This window comes from Anaerococcus martiniensis (assembly GCF_043187485.1).
Lineage (GTDB): Bacteria > Bacillota > Clostridia > Tissierellales > Peptoniphilaceae > Anaerococcus > Anaerococcus martiniensis.
Window position 1 is genome coordinate 1,418,395 of sequence record NZ_CP171106.1, and the last position, 22,017, is coordinate 1,440,411.

Here is a 22,017-nt window from a genome sequence, read left to right on the forward strand (position 1 = left end):
TATAAAGAATATAAGGAGATAAAATGAAAATATTAGTAATAAATTGTGGAAGTTCATCACTTAAATACCAACTTTTTAACATGGAAAATGAAGAAGTAATGGTAAAAGGTCTTGTAGAAAGAATTGGAATTGAAGGAAGCCGTCTAGTTCAAAAAAATAATGGAGACGAATTCGTTATCGAAGAAGCTATGAAAAACCATACAGAAGCAGTTTCTCATGTATTTGATGCGTTAATTGATAGTGAAAATGGTGTAATAGCAAGTCTTGAAGAAATTGATGCTGTTGGACATAGATTCGTTCATGGTGGGGAAAAAATGACAAAATCTGCACTAATTACAGACGAAGTTAAAGATGCTATAAACGAAGCAGCTAAATTTGCTCCACTTCACAACCCAGCAAACTTAATGGGACTTAAAGCTTGTGAAGAATTACTACCAAATGTACCAAGTGTTGCAGTATTTGATACAGCTTTCCACCAAACAATGCCTGCAAAAACATATCTTTATGGTATTGACTACAAATACTATGAAGAAGATGCAATTAGAAAATATGGATTCCACGGAACAAGTCACAATTATATTACAAATAGAGCAGCTGACTTATTAGGAAAATCAGTTGAAGAAACAAACATTATTTCAGCTCACTTAGGAAATGGTTCATCTATAACAGCTGTTAAAGAAGGAAAATCATTTGATACTACAATGGGACTTACTCCACTTGAAGGTCTTGTAATGGGAACTAGATCTGGTGACCTAGATCCGGCAGTTGTAACATATATCGAAGAAAAAGATGGTATTTCAGCTAGCGAAATCAATAATATCCTAAACAAAGAATCAGGAGTACTTGGAGTATCAGGTGTAAGCTCTGACTTTAGAGACCTTGAAGATGCAGCAAAAGAAGGTAATGAAAGAGCTCAAGTCGCATTAGATATGTTCACAACAAGAACAAAAAGATATATAGCAGGATACATGGCAGAAATTGAGAAAGTTGATGCTATCGTATTTACAGGCGGTATTGGTGAAAACTCAATCGAAATGAGAGAAGACATCCTAAAAGGATTTGAACAATTTGGCATCAAAATTGACCAAGAAGCTAACAAAGTTCGTGGTGGTGAACATGTAATTTCTACAGAAGATTCTAAGGTAAAAGTTATGGTAATCGCTACAAACGAAGAGCTTATGATTGCAAGGGATACACAAGATTTAGTAAAATAAAAACCTTGACATATAGGATATCTCAATATATAATATAAAAGATTGCTAAAACTGATAAGAGGAGGTGTAACGATGGCAGTACCAAAAAGAAGAACATCAAAAACAAGAAAAAATAAAAGAAGAGCCTCAGCTTATACTTTGAACAGATCAAACTATGTTGAGTGTCCAAATTGCCACGAGCCAAAACTTCCACACAGAGTTTGCCCAAACTGTGGAGAATATAAAGGCGAAGCAATAATTGATGTAGAATAAGATAGTGTTTATGCACTATCTTTTTTTATACAAAAAATGAGGAAGATTATGAAAATATTAATTGATACTTACGGAGCAGATGCGGGTGCACAGCCAATCATAGATGGTACGGTAAAAGCCCTTGAAAAACGTGATTTTACACCTGTTTTTATAGGAAATGATAGGGAAATAAAACTTTTAATTCACGATAGAATAAAAAATTACAAAATAATTCCTACAAATGAATTTGTTTCAAATGATGAGGACCCAGTAAGAGCCATCAGAAAGAAAAAAGATGCTTCCATAGTTTTAGCCTATGAAAAATCCAAAGAAGAAGGATATGATGGAGTGATTTCTGCAGGTTCTACTGGAGCCTTGCTTGCTGGTGGATTATTTCTTGCTGGAAGAATTCCAGGTATAAAAAGAGCCTGTTTAGCAGCAAGCATCCCTTCAGTTAACGATGAGATTACTTTATTGATGGATACTGGTGCAAATATGGATTGCAAAGCAGAATTTCTTTATGAATTTGCCTTAATGGGTAAGGTTTATCTTGAAAATGTAATGAATATTACAAATCCTAAAATTGGTCTGTTAAATGTTGGAGTAGAAGAACATAAGGGAAATAATCTTACAAAAGAAACATACAATCTATTAAAAGAATCAAATATGAACTTTACCGGTAATATTGAAGCCCGAGATATCCTAACCGGTAAAGTAAATGTAATTGTTGCAGATGGATTTGATGGAAATATTGCAATTAAAACAACTGAAGGAGTATTAAAAACTTTTGCATCAGAGCTTAAAAATATTATTTATTCATCTGCCAAAAATAAAATTGCTGGTGCAATTCTAAAAAATGATATTAAATCTTTAGCAAATAAATTTAGTCCAGATGAAGTTGGAGGAGCGCCACTTCTTGGGGTAAAATCTTATGTATACAAGGCCCATGGAAACACAAATGAAATAGCATTTTCAAATGCAATCCTAGGCCTGATTAACTATATAGAAATGAATGTTATAGAAAAAATCGAAGGAGAGTTAAATGGTAATTGATGAATTAATCAAACTTGCTAATGAAAATCTTGACATAGATTTTAATGATTTAGATATGAATACAAAATTATCTGATCTTGATATCGATTCTATTGATATGCTTGATTTTATAATGCTTATAGAAGAAAAATATGACATAGAATTTGAAGAAGATGAGCTAGATGAAATAGAAACTTTAGATGATATAGCAAGTCTTATAGAAAGTAAAATCTGATGATGTCGAAATTAAGACTCGAACAAATTAAAGAATTTGAAGATAAGATTGGCTACACATTCAACGACAAATCGTTGATAGATGTAGCCTTTACTCATTCATCCTATACAAATGAGGTAAAAACAAAGGCTAAAAGCAATGAACGTTTAGAGTTTTTGGGAGATAGCGTTTTGGATTTAGTGGTTAGTGAAGTCTTATTTAAAAATTACAATAACAAACCTGAAGGCTGGCTTACAAAAACAAGATCCCGACTTGTTTGTACAGACTCCTTTGCAAAAGCTAGCGAAAAATATGACTTAACTAGCTATTTAAATTTTGGAAAAGGTGAAAAACAGCATGGTGGAGGTCTAAAAAAACACGTAAAAGCAGATACTTTTGAAGCAGTTTGTGCTGCAATTTATTTAGATGCAGGTTTTGAATACTTGTATAATTTTTTGGTGGAAAATTATACTGAAGCAGCCAAGGAAATAATTGAAGATGACTCAATGTTTAATGACTACAAAACAAGACTTCAAGAGTACCACAATGCCCATGATAAAAAAATTCTAAAATATACATTGATTAATCAAGAAGGTCCTGAGCATGATAAAATATTTACTATGCAAGTAAAGGCTGGTAACAAAATTTTGGCAACTGGTATTGGTAAAAACAAGAAGAAAGCTGAGCAAAATGCAGCAAAAAATGCCTATGAAAGAATAAAAAATGACTAAAAAAGAATATATTATTCCAATTTTTATACCATTTTTAGGTTGCCCACATGATTGTGCCTTTTGTAATCAGATTAAAATTACAAATTATAAGGACAAAATGGATCCTAGTAAAGTCATAGGCGAGATTGAAAAAAATTTAGAATACTTTTCTGACAATGATAATATCAAAGAAATTGCCTTTTTTGGAGGCTCTTTTACAGGACTTGACAAAGATGTGATGGTTGGATACTTAGAAATTGCCAGAAAATATAAAGAGAAGGGAATTATTGATAGAATCAGACTTTCAACTAGACCTGATTATATAAATAATTCTATTCTTGATACTCTAAAAAAATACCAGGTTGATATTATTGAGCTAGGTATCCAATCACTTGACCAAAAAGTATTAGATGCCAACGAACGTGGTCATAGTGTAAAAGCAAGTTATGAAGCATCTAAAATGATAAAAGATTATGGATTTACCCTAGGCCATCAGATAATGCCTGGACTTTTTAATGATACTTTTAATAAAACCATAGATACAGTTATAAAATCCATAAAAATTGGGCCTGATATTGTAAGGATATATCCTACACTTGTAATTAAAGATACAAAACTAGAAATGCTTTATAATGCTGGCATATATAAGCCACTTACAATTGATGAGGCTATAAGAGTTTCTGCTGATGCAGCAATGCTTTATAAATTTGCTGGTATAAATATCATAAGAATTGGACTTCAGCCAACAGAAAATATAAACGCAGGAGCAGATGTTGTGTCAGGACCATTTCATCCTGCTTTTAGGCAATTAGTGGAAGCGGACATTTATAAAAAATATCTGGAAGAGATAATAAATAAAAATAATATTGAAGATGAATTAACAATTTATGCCAACAATCGCAATATCTCTTTAATAGCTGGAAATAATAAGGCCAACAAGAAGTATTTTTATGATAAACACAAGGTAAATTTGAAATTTCAATCAAGTGATACAGAATATATTATATATAAGGATAATAAGTTAGAATTTAATATAGAATATTTTATAGATAACTATGTAAGAAAAAACTACGGCGGTGATTTACTATTAGACTAGAAAGTATAGAACTAAAAGGATTTAAGTCCTTTGCGAACAAAACAACAATACCATTTGAAAAACAAATCACAGCCATAGTGGGTCCAAATGGATCTGGAAAATCAAATATTTCCGATGCTATAAGATGGGTTTTGGGTGAACAGTCTGTAAAATCTCTACGTGGATCAAAAATGCATGATGTCATTTTCCAAGGAGCAGAGGGAAAAAACTCCCTAAATCTTGCAGAAGTCAACCTTGTTTTTAACAATAGTGATAAATCCTTAGCCATTGAGTACGAAAAAGTTGTAATCGGACGCCGTATATATCGTGATGGTGAAAACGAATATAAGATTAACGGCAAAAAAGTCAGATTAAAGGATGTCCGTGAATTATTTTTAGACACTGGAATTGGAAAAGAAGGTTATTCCTTAATCGGTCAAGGTAGAATAGATGAAATAATTAGCTCATCAAACTTTGAAAGAAGGGCTCTTTTTGAAGAAGCAAGTGGGATTTCAAAACACAAATACAGAAGAGACGAAGCAAACAAAAAACTTACAAAAGTTAGTGATGATTTAGAAGTCATCGAGCGTGAGTGGGAATATAAGGCCAAAGACTTAGAAAAATTATCTAATGAAGCAAAAAATTATGAAAAATGGCAAGAATTAAGTGCTGATTTGGACAAAAAAGCCTATGGATATGTAAAAGAAAAATCTGCTAGCCTTTTAGAAAAAAAACAAAATTTAAATGAAGAAATCAGAGAAATTGTTAATGATTTAGAAGATAAAAATCATAAATTAAAAGATTTAAACAAAGATTTAATACCATTTAACGAACGTTTTGATCAAATAAGCAAAACTAAAGAAGATATAGAAAATAAACTTTCTAAATCGAGAAAAGTTATAGAAAATAATGAAAACAAAATTGAATTAAATAATAAGGAATTGACTTACAACACAAAAGATTTGCATAGAATAAGTCAAAACCTTGCATCAAATGAAGAAAAATCAGCAAAGCTTAATGAGGATTTATCAAAGGATGAACAAAATCTTAAGGCTAAAACTGATGAAATAAATATATCAAAAGATAATATTTTAAATTTAAATGTAAAAATTAGTAATTTAAATGAAGTAAATAATAAATTAAATACTGATATAGAAATTTTAAAATCTGAAGATGAAAAACTCACTAAGCAAATATACGATTTAGAGATAAATGCAAAAACAAATGAAATTCTTAAACAAAAACGTGCCGCTGAAATTACTGAAAATCAAGAAAAATTAAAAACATTAGATTTTGAAATAAATAATATCAATAAAAAACTAGACGATCTTTCTGCAAAAAAAATAGAAAATCTAGATAAAAGTAAAAAATTAAGTGAAAATATAGAAGATGCACAAAATAATTTAACAAATATTGATAATGATATAAATAACTATCAGAAACACTTAAATAGTATCAATATTGATTTAAAAACAGCAATAAATCAATATAAGTTTAACAAAAATCTTGTTGACTCTAATGAAGGTTATTTTTACTCTGTCCAAAGCTTTTTAAATATGACTAAGGCAAATAATCTGGATTATTTATATGAAGATACCTTAGCAAATCTGATAAATGTAAAAAACGGCTATGAAGAAATAATCGATAATCTTATGGGACAAGCTGTTCAAAATATTGTAACTCGAACAAAAGATGATAGTAAAACCCTGATAAATTTTGTAAATAAAAACAATATTGGACGAATCACATTTTTGCCAATTGATTCTATAAATTCTTTTAAAAAATCAAAACCAAATGAGCCGGAAGTAATCGCAATGGCCAATGAATTGCTTGATTTTAATCCCAAATACGAGGCTATTATAAATCATTTTTTAGGATCTACTGTTGTTGTAAAAAATATAGATGATGCTACAAATCTATCCAAAAAAATTAAGGGATATAGAATTATAACTTTAAATCTAGATGTAATAAATAGCTGGGGTTCTATGGTTGCAGGATCAAATAAAAACAAAAAATCAAATACCGGAATCCTAAATCGAAACAAAAAATTAGAGCAGAATAAAGAAAAAATTACAGACCTTAAAAAATTATATACGGAGATTAAAAATAAACTATATGAGCTTATAAATATAAAAAATAAATTAATTGTAGCCAGTAAAAAAGACCAAGAAGTATTTGAAGATACAAAAATAGTTATTTACGATATTAATAATGAAATATCAAATCTTTCTTATAAGCTGCAAAATATCAACGAGCAAAAGGAAGAATTAAATAAAAATATAAATATCGTAGAAAATGAAAACTCTTCCCTAAATCTAGATGAATTGAAAAATAAAAAATCTAAGTTTGAAAATCTTCTTAAAGATAATAGCAATAAAATAAGCGAAAATGAAGGTCAGATAAAAGAATTACAAGCTGAATTGATAAAAAATCAAAACAGGGTGGAGATCTTAAGTCGTGATATAAATATGATAGAAAATGCTATTGCAGGCTTAAAGGCTGAACTATCAAATATATCAGAAAGCAAGAAGATAGAAAGTAAAATAAAAATTGAAACTGAGAATCTCATTGCAAAAGCTGAATCTGAAAATAAAAAACTTAAAGATCAGATTGAAAATTTATCAAAAGATACAATCAATTTAGAAAAAGAATTGGCAAATAAAAATGAAATCCTTACAAAGAGTAAGGAGGAAAATGCCAAACAAATTGAAATAGCAAAAAAATTAGAAGAAGACTTAAACAAAGCAAATATAAAAAAAGTAGAATTAACATATAAATATGAATCGGTTGTAAAAGACTATGACAATCTTATAGATGAAATTAAAGCTTTTTTAACAAAAGATATTGAAGAACTTGAAAAAATATTTAAAGATACAAAATTTGAAAAAGTAAATAAAGGTGAATTGATAAATCTTCAAAAAAATATAAATAATATCGGATATTTTACTGCCGATTCACTTGCTGACTACAAAAATACAAAGGAAGAATTTGATTTTATCGATAGTCAGGTAAAGGATTTGAAGGAATCCAAAGCAAATATTGAAAAACTTATTAAGACTTTGGAAGATGAAATGAAGGATGAGTTTAAGAAAAATTTTGACATTATCAATAGCAGATTTACTGAAATATTTAAGATTTTATTTATGGGTGGAGATGCTAGGTTAAAACTGGATAGTGAGGATCAACTTTTAGCAGGAGTTGAAATCGAAGCTCGACCACCATCAAAATCTTTAAAATCCATATCACTTTTATCAGGTGGAGAAAAGGCACTGACTGCAGTTGCACTTTTATTTGCAATCTTTGAAACAAACCCAGCACCATTTGCTATTCTTGATGAAATTGATGCAGCCCTTGATGAGACAAATATTAAAAGATATATCGAATACCTAACATCATTATCCAAGAACTCTCAGTTTATAATGATAACTCATAGACAAACAACCATGCAGCTTGCAGAAAAAATCCATGGGGTTACTATTGGTGATGATGGGATTAGCAAGGTCTATTCTATAGACTTTGATAAAAATTGATTATATCCTGGGCAAAAAGTAAAATATGAGTAAATAGGAGGAACATATGGCTATTAGAAATATAAGAATTGAAGGAGACCCTATTCTTAGAAAAGAATGCAAAAAAGTCCCTCAAATAACAGACAGAATTAAAATTTTATTAGAAGATATGGGCGAAACAATGTACCACGCTGATGGAGTAGGTCTAGCAGCTCCACAAGTAGGTATTTTAAAACGTATTATAGTTGTAGATCCACGCGATGAAGAAACTGGACTTGTAAAACTAATTAATCCTGAAATTATCGAGGCTGATGGAGAACAAGTAGGAGTAGAAGGTTGTCTTTCTATACCTAATTTTAACGCGACTGTTAAAAGACCAGAACACGTTAAAGTTAAATATTTAGATGAAAATGGTAAAGAACAAATCTGGGATGCTCATGGTTTCCCAGCAGTAATTTTATCTCACGAAATTGACCATTTAAATGGGGTGCTTTTTAGAGATAAATATATAGATGAGATTAATTACGATGTCGAAAATGCTTAATATATGTTTTATGGGCAATCCAAAGTTTGCAGTGCAGACTTTGGATGTTCTTTATAAGGAAGAAAATATTGATGTAAAGCTAGTAGTTTCATCAAAAGATAAGAAAAGATCTAGAAACAAGGTCACTCCAACCCCAATTAAGCAATATGCTATGGACAATGATATTCCAGTTATAACCCCTGATTCTGTCAATACAGAAGAATTTGTAAATCAGTTAAAGGAGTTAAAAATTGACTTTATAGTGGTAGTAGCCTTTGGTCAGCTAATTGGTAAACTTTTACTAGAAGAGTTTAATGACCGAATAATAAATCTACATCCATCTATACTTCCAAAATACAGGGGAGCAGCACCAATGCAATTTACCTTGCTAAATGGAGATACAAAAACTGCGCCAACTACCATGCTTATAGAAAAAGGTATGGATAGTGGTGATATTTTAATGCAAAATATTGTAGATGTGGATATAAATGATGATTACTACAGCCTTGAAGAAAAAATGTCCGACTTGGGATCAAAAGCAGTACGTGATACGATTTTAAATTTTGATGTAGTATACCAAAATCGCATAAAACAAGATGATGATCTTGCAACATATACTTCAAAAATCAGCAAAGAAATGGGAAAGATAGACTGGGAAAAATCTAGTTTTGATATTTACAACCAAATTAGGGCTCTAATTGATTTTCCAACAGCATTTTTTACCTATGAAGGAGATAATGTAAAGGTTATAGAAGCTGAAATTTTAGAAAACTATAAGGCAAAGCCAGGCTATATCTATGAAGCTGATGGCAAAAATAATATTGTAATTGGTACTGGGGATGGGGCAATTAAAATAAATAAATTGCAATTTCCTGGCAAAAAAGCTATGGATACCAAGTCATTTTTGATGGGCAATGACTTTAAAAAAGGAATTATCCTAGATGACTGATTTAGAATTAAGCTTTGATATACTTGATAGGGTTATAAATAAAGAAGCAAAATCAAATGATGAAATAAATAAGATTGCGGATACTGCAAATAATTTAGGATTTGTGACCAAAAATGTCTATGGAGTTTTGGAAAATAAAATTTATCTAGACTACATGATCAGAAAACTTTCTACTGTCCGACTTAAAAAAATCCATTCATCAGTTTTAATCATCTTAGAAATTGGTATATATAATATTCATTTTCTAAATACCAAAGATTATGCAATTGTAAATGAGCTAGTGGAATTAACTAAGAAAAAAAATAAAAGATCAGCTGCTTTTGTAAATGCAATTTTAAGAAACTTTATAAGAGATGAAGAAGAAATTGCAAAGATAAAAGAAAGCGATGATATAAAATCCCTATCTATCAGATATTCTCTACCAGAGGAATTAACCCGCTATATATTTAATAATTATGGGATAGAATATACCAAAAATTTCTTAAGGTATATTAATAGCGAACAGATAATATCTATAAGGGTAAATAATTTAAAAACTGATAAAGATACATTAAAAAAGACTTTAGAAGATAAGGGTTTTAAAGTAGAAAATGGAAATCTATCAGCAAATGCTCTAAAAATTTTAAATCCATCTGGCCTTGTAAATACAGATGAGTTTAAAAATGGATTTTTTACTATCCAGCAAGAAGGATCAATGAAAACAATAGAAATCCTAGATCCAAGAGAAGATTCAAAAATCCTTGATTTATGTGCTGCCCCTGGTACAAAAACATCCTATATAGGTGAGTATATCAAAAATAAGGGACAAATTGTAGCGAACGATATATCAAAAGAAAAATTGCCTTTGATAAAAGAAAATATTGATAGGTTGGCTCTAGAAAATATAAAACTAATTAGTTTTGATGCAAGTATATTTAAAAAAGAATATGAAGGTCAATTTGATTATGTCCTTGTAGATGCGCCATGCTCAGGACTTGGAGTTATGGGAAGAAAACCTGAAATACGCTATAATAGAAGCATGGATGATATAAAAATATTGGCAGAATTACAAAAAGATATTTTAGACCAAGCTATAAAATATTTGAAAAAAGACGGAGTTCTGGTTTATTCAACTTGTACAATAGGAGATATTGAAAATGAGGATAATTTCTTATTTTTATCATCACAAGATGATTTAGAGCTAACACCTATTGAAGGCAAAGATTACATAGAATATGTAAATTATATCGACAAAACTGATGGATTTTTTATAAGTAAATTTAAGAAGATTTAATATGAAACAAACTATAAATGATAAGACAATTAAAGAAATAGAAGATATTTTTGCCAATCTAGGTTTTCAAAAATTTAGGGCAAAGCAAGTCTTTAGACAAATTCATGTTAATAAAATAAATGATTTTGATCAAATGACAGATTTACCCTTGGATATGAGAGAAAAACTTGACCAGGATTTTGAAATTCAAAAGGTAAAACTACTCGAAACTTACGAATCTAAAATAGATTCTACAAAAAAATATCTTTTTGAACTAAATGATGGCAATATTATAGAAGCGGTTTTTATGGAATATGATGATCGCAAGACTATTTGCATATCATCCCAAGTAGGATGCAGGATGGGCTGTACTTTTTGTGCATCTACTAAAAATGGACTTGTAAGACACCTTAGCGCATCAGAAATAATAGATGAAGTTTATGAACTTGAAAGGCTAAATGGAGATATAAATAATATTGTAATCATGGGCATAGGTGAGCCTTTGGATAATTTTAACAATATAACCAAATTTATAGAAATTATCACAGACCAAAAGGGTAGAAATCTTTCACATAGGTCAATTACTCTATCAACTTCTGGTCTTACTCCAAAAATCTATGAGTTAGCTGACACAGGCCTTGATGTAAATCTTGCTGTAAGTTTACATTATCCAACAGATGAGCAGAGAAAAGAATATATGCCTGTGGCTCGCAAATACAATATAAATGGTCTTTTAAAAGCAACCGATTATTATCTTGATAAAACCAAAAGGCGCGTGTCTTTTGAATATGTAGTTATAGATGGGGTAAACAATAGGGATATTGATGTGGAAAATCTTACAAAACTTATGCGTGGGAAAAATGTACACATCAATTTAATTCCTTTAAATCCAATTGAAGAATTTAAACATGGTAAAACTAGCAAAAAAGTTATAAATGATTTTAAAGACAAACTTTCAAAAAATGGACTCAATGCTACAATTAGATATTCCATGGGTCAAGATATAGATGCTAGCTGTGGTCAGCTAAGAAATAATTATGCGAGGTAAAGATGAAATTTTCTTCCATATCTAACATTGGAAAACTTAGAGAAACAAATGAAGATTCTTATAGCAATGTTTCAATTGACAACTATGATTTTTTTATAGTTGCAGATGGCATGGGTGGTCACAGCGATGGAGAATTAGCTAGTTCACTTGCTAGTAAGTCTTTTACTGAATTTATAGAAAATAATAATTTAGGTGACTATAGCTCAGTTACTGATTTTCAGGAAAAAGCAATAATATATGCAAATGAAAAAGTATATCACATTGCCAGCAAAAAAGAAGAAAAAATGGGCACTACAGTAGTTTGCCTATGTTTAGATTATAAAGATAATAAATATCACATCAGCCACATTGGTGATTCCAGATTATATTTATATAGGGATGGCCAAATAAGTCAAATTACAAAAGACCATTCCTTAGTAAACGAGCTAATCGATAGCGGGGCCTTAAAAGAAGATGAAGCAGAAAACTTTATCAACAAAAGTGCAATAACACGTGCTGTGGGCATAGGACCTGATGTAAATATCGATAGCAAAACTATCGAAATGATAGATAGTGATGTGATTTTAATAGTAACAGACGGTTTAACAAATGAAGTAAGCACTGAGAAGATTAAAGAAATCATTAGCGAAAATTCAGATGTTTATGACATTTCAAATAAACTTGTCGAAGCTGCCAACCAATCAGGCGGTAGAGACAATATAACAGTAACAACCGTTAAAATTTAAGAGGGTATTATGGAAAAAATAATTTTGGACGATAGGTACGAGATTATAGAACAGATCGGTGTCGGAGGTATGGCAAAGGTTTATAAGGCCAAAGACAAACTCCTAGATAGATTTGTAGCTATCAAAATACTCAAAGACCAATACGCTGAGGATAGCGAGTTTCTTAAAAAATTTAATAACGAAGCCCAATCAGCTGCAAAGCTTTCACATATAAATATTGTAAATGTATTTGATATAGGAGAGGACCTTTATAAGGGTGAACGTATACACTATATAGTTATGGAATTTGTGGATGGCCAGACTTTAAAAGATTTGATTGTAAATGAAAAAAGGCTTTCAAATCCAGATATAATCGACTATTCTATACAAATAGCCCAGGCTTTAAAAACTGCCCACCAAGCTGGAATTATCCATAGGGATATCAAACCACAAAATATCTTGATAGATAATTATGGACTCTTAAAAGTAACAGACTTTGGGATAGCCAGGGTATCATCAAATGCTACTATCACTTACACAAGTTCCATTTTAGGAACAGTCCACTACATTTCACCAGAACAAGCCAAAGGGAAAATAGTAGATGAAAAATCTGACTTATATTCTCTAGGAGCTGTTATGTATGAAATGGCGACAGGAAAAGTTCCATTTGATGCTGATAATTCCGTAAGTATTGCTGTAATGCACATACAAGATAAACCAGAGCCTGCTAAAAATCTAAATCCAAACCTATCAGATCATTTAAATTACATTATAATGAAGCTTTTAGATAAGGATCCAGCAAACAGATTTTTAAATGCAAAAGAATTAATAGATGCCTTAGAAGATCAAAATTTTATCAAGGAAGAGGAATTAACTGATACTGCAAGAATACCAATTGTAGTACCCCAAGAGCGTTCATACCAAAAAGTTTACAATGATCAAGCTCAAGTAGAACGTGATAGGGAAGAAGAAAAAAAGGAAGCAGTTTATGTTTCAAATCCTGATGATAAGGAAAAAAAGAAAGGCAAAAAATCAGATAAAAAACTTTGGCCATTGCTTCTTTTAGCCTTAATATTGGTCTCAGCAGTATATTTTTTACGAGGCAGAACAAATACTGGAGAAAAAGTTGAAGTACCAATGGTATTAAACCTTGACCAAAGTCAGGCTGTAAATGAACTAGAAAGACGCGGCCTAAAAGCAAATATTGCTAGAACAGAAGAAAGCGATGAGTACGAAATCGGTAAGGTTATGAGCCAGGATCCTGAACAAAATTCAAAGGTGGACAGAGGAACGGTAATAAATCTTGTGATTAGTGGTGGCCGTGAGGTAGAAGTACCAGATTTAAGAAATATGACCCTTTCTCAAGCTGACGAAACGCTAAAAGCAATAGGACTTAGACTGGGCAGAACAAATCCTCAAACTAGCGATAGCGTCGATAAGGATTTAATAATTAGTCAAACACCAAGGTCTACATCGAAATTGCAAGCAGGAAGCGAAGTAGATGTAACAGTAAGTACAGGGTCTGATCAAAGAGTAAACACAATTGAAGTTCCAAATTTAACAGGAAAAACTGAAGAAGATGCAAAAGCTATTATCAACCAATACGGACTTAGCCTGCGTGATGTGAAATATCAAAACAGTACAAGTGTAGAAAAAGGTTTGGTAATCAGCCAATCTATTGCAAATGGAACACAAGTAGCAAGTAATTCTAAAATAGACCTTACAATTAGCCTAGGTCCAGAAGAAGATAATCAACAAGAAGACCAAAATAATCAAAATGCTGATACAAATGGTCTAAGAAATGTTGTTTTAAGAGTTAATTTACCAGAAGAAAAAGACCAATTTAGGGTCATGGTATTTGATATAGTAGATGGGCAAAGAAACCAAGCCATAATAAATCAAACAATGACAAGTGCTGATTTAAACAATGAGGGCTTATTAATCTTAAATGTAAAAGCTAGATATGGAGCTAGTCTTGAAGTAATCGTAGATGATCAAACCCTAGGAGTGTATAGAGTAGAGTAATGAATGGAAAAATAATCAAAGCTCAAAAAGAATTATATTATGTAGAAACTGGCAATAAAATTTACATGGCTAAGGCACGCGGCAATTTCCGAAAAAAAGGCATAAAGCCTTTGGTAGGTGATGATGTAAAAATTGACATCCAAGATGAAGATAATGCTTATATTACAGAAATTTTGGAAAGAAAAAACACAATAAAAAGACCAAATATAGCAAATGTAGATCAAATGCTAGTTTTTATAACAATCAATGATCCACCCCTTAATCTCTACAACCTTGATAAATACTTGTCCATGTGCGAATATGAGCATATAGATGTGGTTATAGTATTATCAAAAAAAGACTTAGCTACTAGCGAAAAAATTAATGATTTGACTGATATTTATCAAAAAATTGGTTATACTATACTAACTTTAGATAATTACAATGATTTCCCAGAAGATAAAATAAAAGAAATTCTAAAAGGAAAAACTTCTGCAGTATCAGGAGCATCCGGAGTAGGCAAATCAACTTTTTTAAACAATCTAGTTGAAAATAACTTAGAAATTGGTGAAATATCTGAGAAACTAAAACGCGGAAAAAACACTACCCGCCATACGGAAATATTTACCATAGAAAATGAAACATATATTTTTGACACTCCAGGATTTGATAGCTTTGACTTTGATTTTTTAGAAGATGAAAACAATCTAAAATATACTTTTAGAGAAATGGCTGATAGTAATTGTAGGTTTAAAAATTGCAACCACATAAATGAGCCAGATTGTGAAGTAAAAGAAAAATTAGCCAATGGTCAAATAGCAAAATCAAGGTATGAAAATTATCTGATGATATTTAATGAACTTAAAGATAGGAGAGAAAACAAATGGTAGAACTATCCCCATCAATTTTATCTTGTAACTTTTCAAATTTACAAAAGGATTTGGACAAAACTACTGGTACTGATTTAAAAATGATTCACATCGATGTAATGGATGGGATTTTTGTACCCAATATATCTTTTGGATTTAAGGTTATTAAAGACATCAGAGATAAAAATGATTATTTTTTTGACACCCATGCTATGATTGTTGAACCAATTAAGTACATCGAAGAATTTAAAAATTCTGGAGTAGATAGGCTAACAATTCATTATGAAGCTTGCGAAAATCTAGACCAGACCATAGATAAAATTAAAGATAATGATATTGAGGTAGGACTTACCTTTAAGCCTGCAACTGATATTGATTTGATAATCCCATATCTTAAAAAAATAGATTTAGTTTTAGTTATGAGTGTTGAGCCAGGTTTTGGTGGACAAACATTTATGGAAGATTCTATTGAAAAAATCAAAATACTAAGAGCTTATATTGATGAAAACAACCTGGATGTCAAAATCCAAGTCGATGGTGGAATTAAAACAACAAATGTAGAAAAAGTCATTGATGCTGGTGTAGACGAGATAGTATCAGGATCTGATGTATTTGGCAAAGACATAAAAGAACAAATAAATAAATACTATGAAATATTTAAACAGAAGTCACTTTAAAAGTGGCTTTTTTTTATTTGAGGGTATGTATATACAGACGCAATGATAAAAAAACAAAGGAGATAATAATGGCAAAAAAACAAGACAATAACAAAGAGCATGATTTTAAAAAAGCTCCCCTAACTCCTCCAGACATAGATAAAGTAGAGCAAGTAGCAGATAACGCTAAGCAAAAAGACTTAGAATATAACAAAGTCGATAATAAAAACAAGGCCTTTACAACAAATAAGGGTCTAAAAATGGCTGAAGATGAGTTTTCTTTAAAAGCTGGCAGACGCGGACCAACTCTTATTGAAGACTTCCATTTAAGAGAAAAAATAATGCACTTTGACCATGAAAGAATTCCTGAAAGAATCGTTCACGCTCGTGGTGTAGGTGCTCACGGTGTATTTAAATGTACAAAAGATATGAGTGAATATACAAAAGCGTCAATTTTTACAGAAGAAGGAAAAGAAACACCATTATTTACAAGAATTTCAACAGTAGCAGGATTTAGAGGTTCTACAGACACACCTCGTGACGTACGTGGATTTGCCCTTAAATTCTACACTGAAGAAGGAAACTACGATATAGTAGGTAATAATATGCCTATTTTCATTATTCAAGATGCAATAAAATTCCCTGATTTTGTTCATGCTGTAAAACCAGAACCAGATACAGAAGTACCTCAAGCACAATCAGCTCATGATACTTTCTGGGATTTTGTAAGCCGTAACCAAGAATCGGCACACATGACAATGTGGCAAATGAGTGATAGAGCAATACCTAGATCGCTTAGAATGATTGATGGATTTGGTATCCATACATTTAGATTTGTAAATGCTGAGGGAAAAGGAACATTTGTAAGATTCCAATGGAATCCACAACTAGGTGTACATTCTAGAGTGTGGGATGAAACATTAAAAGTTTCTGGTAATGATCCAGATAGTCAAAGAAAAGACTTATACGATGCTATCGATGAAGGAAATTATCCAGTTTGGGACTTCTGTGTACAATTATTACCAGAAGAAAAAGAATTTGATTTCCCATTTGATATCCTTGACCCAACAAAAGTTTGGCCAGAAGAACACATTGAAAAAATTAAAATAGGTGAGATTACATTAAACAGAAATGTAGACAACTTCTTTGCAGAAACAGAACAAGTTGCATTTAACCCAGGAAATGTAATCCCAGGTATTGATTTTACAAACGACCCACTATTACAAGGAAGACTCTTCTCTTACACAGATACACAACTTTTAAGACTTGGTGGACCAAACTTTGCACAAATTCCTATTAATAGACCAATTTCTGAAGTTCACAATAACCAAAGAGATGGTTGGCACCAACATATGATTAACAAAGGACCAGTTTCTTATCATAAATCAGCTATTGATGACCAATCACCATACTATGAATCAGCAGAAAATGGTGGATATGAACACTATCAAGAAAAAATTGATGGTGTAGTTATCAAAGATCGTGATGATAGCTTTAGAGATCACTTTAGCCAAGCTACTGCATTTTATAAATCACTTAGTGAAGTAGAACAAAAACACATAAAAGATGCATTTTCATTCGAACTTTCTAAGGTAAGAAGACCAGAAATTAGACAAAATGTTGTAGACATGTTTGCAAATGTAGATGAAAAATTAGCAGAAGAAATTGCAAAAAATGTTGGAGCTCAAAAACCAAATGCAGAAAGAGGTTTTGACCCAGTAGGAGTGAAGCCTAGCAAAGAGGCTCAAAATGTAAAAATGCCAGAATTTTCACAAGAAGATACTATATTTAAAGCAGATACATTAAAAGTAGGAATCTACTCTGACAATGATGATGACTTTGACTTTAAAGGATTAGTGAAAGCTATAAAAGATAATAAAGCAAAAGCAGAAATTATCCAAGGTGACCTACAAGATACAAAAGATGGGCAAATGGTAAAACATAGATACGAAACAGTACATCCAGTGCTAGAAGATGCCCTAATAGTAGTTGTTCCAGAGAAACCTAGCCATGACTTTAGCAAAAATGTTGGAGAATTTGTAGAAGAAACATTCAAACACTACAAACCAATTTGGCTAATTGGTGATGCAAGTGACATTCTTTCAAGCGAGCAAGAAAAAGCTGACGGGGTAATGGTCACAAAAGATAGTAAAGATATAGATAAATTTATAGAAAACTTAGCAAAACAAAGATTCTGGTACAGAGATGGATCAAACTAGACAAAAAAAGACCACTAGGAAATTTCCTAGTGGTTTTATTTTGAATTCAAAATAAAAAAAGCAATCGATTATGCTTTTTGTACTCTTCCAGATTTTAAACATTTAGTACATACGTTGATTGATTTTGGAGATCCATCTACTATAGCTCTTATTCTATGCACATTTGGTTTAAAAGTTCTGTTGTTGATTTTGTGTGAGAAAGTTACAGTTTTACCTGCTTTTGTACCTTTGCCACAAACTTCGCATGTTTTTGCCATATAAACACCTCCTAGCTTTTTACAATTAATCTTTATTATTTTACCAAAACTTAGGACAAATTACAAATTTTTTTATAATAAACAAAGAAAACAAATTAAGGTATAATAAAATAATAGAAAACTTTGATTTAATTTATTAAATCTAGGAGGATATATGGATTACAAATCTATTTATGAGGCAAAGAGATTTGGAGAAATACTTTTTGACGAACCATTAAAAGATTACACAACTTGGGGCATTGGCGGACCTGCTGATGTACTTATCAAACCAAGTAATGAAGAAGAATTAAAAAACTTACTAAAATTTAACTATGAAAATGAAATTAAAACTACAGTTATAGGTCTAGGATCAAATCTACTTATAACTGATAAGGGCATCAGAGGATGTGTTTTAGTATTAGCTGATAATTATGATGCCATAAGCATTGATGGGACAACAATGACAGTTCTAGCAGGAACATCTTTAAATAAGGCTGCAACAACATCAATTGCAAACCACCTAACCGGCATGGAAGAAATTTCTGGAATTCCAGGGACTGTTGGTGGAGCAGTTGCTATGAACGCTGGTGCCTATGGCGGAGAAATAAAAGATGTATGTGTTAGTGTAAGGGCCTTCGATTTTGCTGGAAATGAATATAAATTTACCAATGAAGAAATGAATTTTTCATACAGACACTCAAAAATATTTGAACAAGACCTTATAGTATCATCAGCAGTTTTTGAACTTAGTCCAGACAGTCTAGATGAAGCACTTAGCAAATACGAAGATTATACAAATCGACGTGAAACCAAGCAACCACTTGATAAAAAATCTGCTGGTTCTACATTCAAAAGGCCAGAAGGTTCTTATGCATCAAAGTTAATTGATGAATGTGGACTAAGGGGATATAGAATTGGCGATTGCCAAGTAAGTGAAAAACACTGTGGATTTATAATTAATAGAGGAGATGCAACAAGTGCTGAAATGCTTGCATTTATTGAAGAAGTTGCAAAAATTGTTTATGACAAAACAGGATTTACTTTAGAACGTGAGGTTAAACTAATCGGAGAATTATAATGAAACTTAAAATAATTACTGGTTTAAGTGGTTCAGGGAAAACTACTGCCTTAAGGGCGTATGAAGATATGGGTTATTATGCTATGGATAATTCTCCAGCATATTTAATTGAGAAGTTTATCGAACTTAATGAAACCCAAGAAAAACCCATTGACAAAATGGCAGTTGTAATTGATTTTAGATCCCACAATCTTGATAGTAATATGTACGAGTCCTTCAAATCATTAAAAGAAAAAAATGCTGATACTGAAATTATATATGTTTATTGCAGTGATAGCATGATTTTAAAAAGATATAACGAACTACGCCGCCCACATCCATTAGGAGAATTTGGAAATGTGTCTGATGGGATAGAAAAAGAAAAATTATTTCTAGAAGATATTAGAAAAATTTCTGATAGATTTATAGACACCAGTAATTATACAGCTAAGGAACTAAAGAAAGTTATAGAAGATTCTTTAGAAAAAAAAGATTCGATGATAGTAAATCTTCTATCATTTGGATATAAAAATGGAATAAGTGAAGACTTTGATTATGTATTCGATATGAGATTTTTACCAAATCCATTTTACATAGAAGAATTAAAACCCTTAAATGGAACTGATAAAAAACTAAAAAATTACTTAGATGAATTCAAAATCATAGATAACTTTGCCGATGATGTATACAAAATGATTGGCTATCTAATTCCAGAATTTAAAAATCAGGGAAAAAACACAGTAACAATTGCCTTTGGTTGCACTGGAGGTAAGCATCGTTCGGTTTATATGGCAGAAAGAATGTACAAAAAACTTAAAAATGAAGATTACATAGTTGTAAAAAAACATAGAGATAAGGAAAAATGGTGAAATGCAGTATTATAAAAGACTACCTTTGGAAAATATAAAAAATGCAAGAGAAATTGGAGGAGTGCCGACCATGGATGGTAGTGTCACTCAATGGAAGAATTTTTTGAGGGCTGCAAATCTTGATGATATTAGTGATGAAGAAGTAAAAATTCTTAAAGACTATGGGGTAGAAGCTATTATCGATTTAAGGCGAGAAAGAGAAATCCCATTTGAAAGTGATAGTCACAAAAAATTATATGATAACTTTAATTTTCACAACATTTCCCTTGCACCAAACGATGAGTTTCGTAAAGAAGAAATAGAACAGATTATAAATAGAGAAATTTCTATCGGATCAACCTATAGAAATCTGATTGATAATTTTCCAAAGATTAAAGAAATAATGGAAGTTTTTGCAAACACTGATGGGGCAACTTTATTTCACTGCCAAGAGGGCAAGGACCGCACAGGAATTATTTCAATGATACTGATGGGGCTAGCAAATGTCAGCCGTGCAGATATAATTGCAGATTATGAAATTTCTTCGGCATATCTAGGATATATCGAAAGATATGATGAGGATGAGCCATATTCTGTATTTAGAATTACAAATCCATATGCCATGAAAGAAGCATATGAATATATAGAACGCAAATACAAAAGCTTTGAAGAATATTTGCTATATGCAAAAGTTGACCAAGAGACAATTGACAAGGTGAAAAATAAATTAACTAGGTGATAATATGTCTTTTTCAAAAAGATGTAAAAAAGAAGTCCTGAAAAAAGAACCGATCAATCCACTAGCAGAACTTATGTGCGTGCTAGATTTTATAGGTTCAATTAGGATTTCAAATAGCGGCTACAAAATAGTTTTTAAAACTTATTCTAATACTGAAGCTAGATACATTTACAATATTATTAAAGATACTTACAAGTACTCATCAACCTTTGAAATAAAAGATTTGAACAATGATGATAGACTCTTTACCGTTATTATCGAGGAAAGTAAAATATCTGAAGACATAATGGATAAAAGCAGTAATTTTTTTATAAATAATCCTAGGGACTTGGAAGATGTATCCTTTGATGAGATAAAATCTTTTTTAAAAACAGCCTTTGTTTTTAAGGGATCGGTAAACGATCCTCAAAGAGGATATAATTTAGAAATTAGTTCAAATGATGAAAATAGCGCAGATTTACTAAAAAAATCGATGGAAATATTTGAACTAAATCCAAAAGTAAATGTCAAAAAAGATTCATACGTAGTATACCTTAAAGATAGCGATAAGATTTCAGATTTTTTGGCAATTATTGAGGCCAATAAATCTTTATTTGAATTAGAAAATGTCAGAGCTATGAGGTCTATAAGAAATGACATCAATAGGCAAACTAATTTTGATAAGGCAAATATTGATAGAACTGTTAATGCATCTTTAAAACAAGTAGATGCAATAAACTATTTGATTAAGCAAAATGAATTTCAAAAGTTATCAGATGATATGATTGAAATAGGAAACTTAAGGCTTGAAAATCCCTACGCATCCATAGAGGAACTGGGAGCAATGGTTAAGCCAGCTATGAGCAAATCAAAGGTAAATTATAGGTTACAAAAATTTATAAAAATGGCGGAAGATTTGTGATAAGCAAATCTTTTTATTTTGGGAGAT

General features: G+C 31.1%; 21 protein-coding genes. 20 read left to right on the forward strand and 1 reads right to left on the reverse strand.

The features are described from left to right. The first annotated feature begins 23 nt into the window (after positions 1 to 23). From ACF3NF_RS06950 to ACF3NF_RS07025, 16 genes are all read left to right on the forward strand, one after another. The gene (locus tag ACF3NF_RS06950) at positions 24 to 1,214 is read left to right on the forward strand and encodes an acetate/propionate family kinase (RefSeq protein ID WP_394022821.1); all 1,191 of its coding nucleotides are present in this window, start codon (positions 24 to 26) and stop codon (positions 1,212 to 1,214) included. A 72-nt stretch (positions 1,215 to 1,286) separates the two neighbouring features. Next, the gene (rpmF, locus tag ACF3NF_RS06955) at positions 1,287 to 1,466 is read left to right on the forward strand and encodes a 50S ribosomal protein L32 (RefSeq protein ID WP_262122492.1); all 180 of its coding nucleotides are present in this window, start codon (positions 1,287 to 1,289) and stop codon (positions 1,464 to 1,466) included. Positions 1,467 to 1,514: 48 nt separating this feature from the next. Next, positions 1,515 to 2,498, forward strand: a complete 984-nt coding sequence (gene plsX, locus ACF3NF_RS06960; protein ID WP_394022823.1) for a phosphate acyltransferase PlsX — start codon at positions 1,515 to 1,517, stop codon at positions 2,496 to 2,498. Continuing rightward, the gene (locus tag ACF3NF_RS06965) at positions 2,488 to 2,712 is read left to right on the forward strand and encodes an acyl carrier protein (RefSeq protein WP_262122495.1); all 225 of its coding nucleotides are present in this window, start codon (positions 2,488 to 2,490) and stop codon (positions 2,710 to 2,712) included. Before plsX ends, ACF3NF_RS06965 begins: the two co-directional genes overlap by 11 nt. Continuing rightward, the gene (rnc, locus tag ACF3NF_RS06970; protein ID WP_394024456.1) at positions 2,709 to 3,422 is read left to right on the forward strand and encodes a ribonuclease III; all 714 of its coding nucleotides are present in this window, start codon (positions 2,709 to 2,711) and stop codon (positions 3,420 to 3,422) included. The genes ACF3NF_RS06965 and rnc overlap by 4 nt, the downstream gene beginning before the upstream one ends. After that, a complete protein-coding gene (locus ACF3NF_RS06975) occupies positions 3,415 to 4,497 on the forward strand; it encodes an elongator complex protein 3 (protein ID WP_394022825.1) in 1,083 nt (360 codons plus the stop codon). The genes rnc and ACF3NF_RS06975 overlap by 8 nt, the downstream gene beginning before the upstream one ends. A gap of 47 nt (positions 4,498 to 4,544) precedes the next feature. After that, positions 4,545 to 8,006 (forward strand): chromosome segregation protein SMC, encoded by a 3,462-nt coding sequence (gene smc / locus ACF3NF_RS06980; RefSeq protein ID WP_394024458.1) that lies wholly within the window; start codon positions 4,545 to 4,547, stop codon positions 8,004 to 8,006. 46 nt (positions 8,007 to 8,052) lie between these two features. Next, complete coding sequence (gene def / locus ACF3NF_RS06985) at positions 8,053 to 8,529, forward strand: peptide deformylase (protein ID WP_262122497.1); 477 nt, start codon at positions 8,053 to 8,055, stop codon at positions 8,527 to 8,529. Next, complete coding sequence (gene fmt / locus ACF3NF_RS06990) at positions 8,522 to 9,457, forward strand: methionyl-tRNA formyltransferase (RefSeq protein WP_394022827.1); 936 nt, start codon at positions 8,522 to 8,524, stop codon at positions 9,455 to 9,457. The genes def and fmt overlap by 8 nt, the downstream gene beginning before the upstream one ends. After that, a complete protein-coding gene (gene rsmB, locus ACF3NF_RS06995) occupies positions 9,450 to 10,730 on the forward strand; it encodes a 16S rRNA (cytosine(967)-C(5))-methyltransferase RsmB (RefSeq protein WP_394022829.1) in 1,281 nt (426 codons plus the stop codon). The genes fmt and rsmB overlap by 8 nt, the downstream gene beginning before the upstream one ends. Position 10,731: 1 nt before the next feature. Beyond that, positions 10,732 to 11,757 carry a 23S rRNA (adenine(2503)-C(2))-methyltransferase RlmN gene (gene rlmN / locus ACF3NF_RS07000; protein ID WP_394022831.1) on the forward strand — a complete coding sequence of 342 codons (1,026 nt, stop codon included), beginning with the start codon at positions 10,732 to 10,734 and terminating at the stop codon, positions 11,755 to 11,757. A 2-nt stretch (positions 11,758 to 11,759) separates the two neighbouring features. After that, positions 11,760 to 12,482 carry a Stp1/IreP family PP2C-type Ser/Thr phosphatase gene (locus tag ACF3NF_RS07005; protein ID WP_394022833.1) on the forward strand — a complete coding sequence of 241 codons (723 nt, stop codon included), beginning with the start codon at positions 11,760 to 11,762 and terminating at the stop codon, positions 12,480 to 12,482. 9 nt (positions 12,483 to 12,491) lie between these two features. Beyond that, positions 12,492 to 14,486, forward strand: a complete 1,995-nt coding sequence (gene pknB / locus ACF3NF_RS07010) for a Stk1 family PASTA domain-containing Ser/Thr kinase (RefSeq protein WP_394022835.1) — start codon at positions 12,492 to 12,494, stop codon at positions 14,484 to 14,486. Next, positions 14,486 to 15,355, forward strand: coding sequence for a ribosome small subunit-dependent GTPase A (gene rsgA, locus ACF3NF_RS07015; protein WP_394022837.1), 870 nt, complete (start codon positions 14,486 to 14,488; stop codon positions 15,353 to 15,355). Before pknB ends, rsgA begins: the two co-directional genes overlap by 1 nt. Next, positions 15,349 to 16,011 carry a ribulose-phosphate 3-epimerase gene (gene rpe, locus ACF3NF_RS07020; RefSeq protein WP_394022839.1) on the forward strand — a complete coding sequence of 221 codons (663 nt, stop codon included), beginning with the start codon at positions 15,349 to 15,351 and terminating at the stop codon, positions 16,009 to 16,011. Before rsgA ends, rpe begins: the two co-directional genes overlap by 7 nt. Positions 16,012 to 16,079: 68 nt before the next feature. Further along, on the forward strand, positions 16,080 to 18,209 hold the full coding sequence (locus ACF3NF_RS07025; protein ID WP_394022841.1) for a catalase: 2,130 nt from the start codon (positions 16,080 to 16,082) through the stop codon (positions 18,207 to 18,209). 68 nt (positions 18,210 to 18,277) lie between these two features. Here the strand turns inward: ACF3NF_RS07025 and rpmB are convergent, their stop codons facing one another. Continuing rightward, positions 18,278 to 18,466: a 50S ribosomal protein L28 gene (rpmB, locus tag ACF3NF_RS07030; protein WP_262122507.1), complete on the reverse strand. Its 189-nt coding sequence runs from the start codon at positions 18,464 to 18,466 to the stop codon at positions 18,278 to 18,280. A 154-nt stretch (positions 18,467 to 18,620) separates the two neighbouring features. On the opposite strand from rpmB, the gene murB reads away from it, so the two are divergent. Genes murB through whiA form a run of 4 tightly spaced genes read left to right on the forward strand, consistent with a single transcriptional unit; the run spans position 18,621 to position 21,990 of the window. Next, entirely contained in the window at positions 18,621 to 19,523 is a 903-nt protein-coding gene (gene murB, locus ACF3NF_RS07035; RefSeq protein ID WP_394022843.1) for a UDP-N-acetylmuramate dehydrogenase, read from the forward strand. After that, complete coding sequence (rapZ, locus tag ACF3NF_RS07040; protein ID WP_394022845.1) at positions 19,523 to 20,371, forward strand: RNase adapter RapZ; 849 nt, start codon at positions 19,523 to 19,525, stop codon at positions 20,369 to 20,371. The genes murB and rapZ overlap by 1 nt, the downstream gene beginning before the upstream one ends. Before the next feature lies 1 nt (position 20,372). Continuing rightward, the gene (locus ACF3NF_RS07045; protein ID WP_262122512.1) at positions 20,373 to 21,089 is read left to right on the forward strand and encodes a tyrosine-protein phosphatase; all 717 of its coding nucleotides are present in this window, start codon (positions 20,373 to 20,375) and stop codon (positions 21,087 to 21,089) included. A gap of 4 nt (positions 21,090 to 21,093) precedes the next feature. Next, the gene (gene whiA, locus ACF3NF_RS07050) at positions 21,094 to 21,990 is read left to right on the forward strand and encodes a DNA-binding protein WhiA (protein ID WP_394022848.1); all 897 of its coding nucleotides are present in this window, start codon (positions 21,094 to 21,096) and stop codon (positions 21,988 to 21,990) included. Positions 21,991 to 22,017 lie beyond the last annotated feature (27 nt).

Excerpts from the sequence above, each read along its gene's own strand:
- ACF3NF_RS06950 (WP_394022821.1), top strand. The coding sequence starts at position 24 with ATGAAAATATTAGTAATAAATTGTGGAAGTTCATCACTTAAATACCAA.
- rpmF (WP_262122492.1), top strand. The coding sequence starts at position 1,287 with ATGGCAGTACCAAAAAGAAGAACATCAAAAACAAGAAAAAATAAAAGA.
- plsX (WP_394022823.1), top strand. The coding sequence starts at position 1,515 with ATGAAAATATTAATTGATACTTACGGAGCAGATGCGGGTGCACAGCCA.
- ACF3NF_RS06965 (WP_262122495.1), top strand. The coding sequence starts at position 2,488 with ATGGTAATTGATGAATTAATCAAACTTGCTAATGAAAATCTTGACATA.
- ACF3NF_RS06975 (WP_394022825.1), top strand. The coding sequence starts at position 3,415 with ATGACTAAAAAAGAATATATTATTCCAATTTTTATACCATTTTTAGGT.
- def (WP_262122497.1), top strand. The coding sequence starts at position 8,053 with ATGGCTATTAGAAATATAAGAATTGAAGGAGACCCTATTCTTAGAAAA.
- fmt (WP_394022827.1), top strand. The coding sequence starts at position 8,522 with ATGCTTAATATATGTTTTATGGGCAATCCAAAGTTTGCAGTGCAGACT.
- rsmB (WP_394022829.1), top strand. The coding sequence starts at position 9,450 with ATGACTGATTTAGAATTAAGCTTTGATATACTTGATAGGGTTATAAAT.
- rlmN (WP_394022831.1), top strand. The coding sequence starts at position 10,732 with ATGAAACAAACTATAAATGATAAGACAATTAAAGAAATAGAAGATATT.
- ACF3NF_RS07005 (WP_394022833.1), top strand. The coding sequence starts at position 11,760 with ATGAAATTTTCTTCCATATCTAACATTGGAAAACTTAGAGAAACAAAT.
- pknB (WP_394022835.1), top strand. The coding sequence starts at position 12,492 with ATGGAAAAAATAATTTTGGACGATAGGTACGAGATTATAGAACAGATC.
- rsgA (WP_394022837.1), top strand. The coding sequence starts at position 14,486 with ATGAATGGAAAAATAATCAAAGCTCAAAAAGAATTATATTATGTAGAA.
- rpe (WP_394022839.1), top strand. The coding sequence starts at position 15,349 with ATGGTAGAACTATCCCCATCAATTTTATCTTGTAACTTTTCAAATTTA.
- ACF3NF_RS07025 (WP_394022841.1), top strand. The coding sequence starts at position 16,080 with ATGGCAAAAAAACAAGACAATAACAAAGAGCATGATTTTAAAAAAGCT.
- rpmB (WP_262122507.1), bottom strand. The coding sequence starts at position 18,466 with ATGGCAAAAACATGCGAAGTTTGTGGCAAAGGTACAAAAGCAGGTAAA.
- murB (WP_394022843.1), top strand. The coding sequence starts at position 18,621 with ATGGATTACAAATCTATTTATGAGGCAAAGAGATTTGGAGAAATACTT.
- rapZ (WP_394022845.1), top strand. The coding sequence starts at position 19,523 with ATGAAACTTAAAATAATTACTGGTTTAAGTGGTTCAGGGAAAACTACT.
- ACF3NF_RS07045 (WP_262122512.1), top strand. The coding sequence starts at position 20,373 with ATGCAGTATTATAAAAGACTACCTTTGGAAAATATAAAAAATGCAAGA.
- whiA (WP_394022848.1), top strand. The coding sequence starts at position 21,094 with ATGTCTTTTTCAAAAAGATGTAAAAAAGAAGTCCTGAAAAAAGAACCG.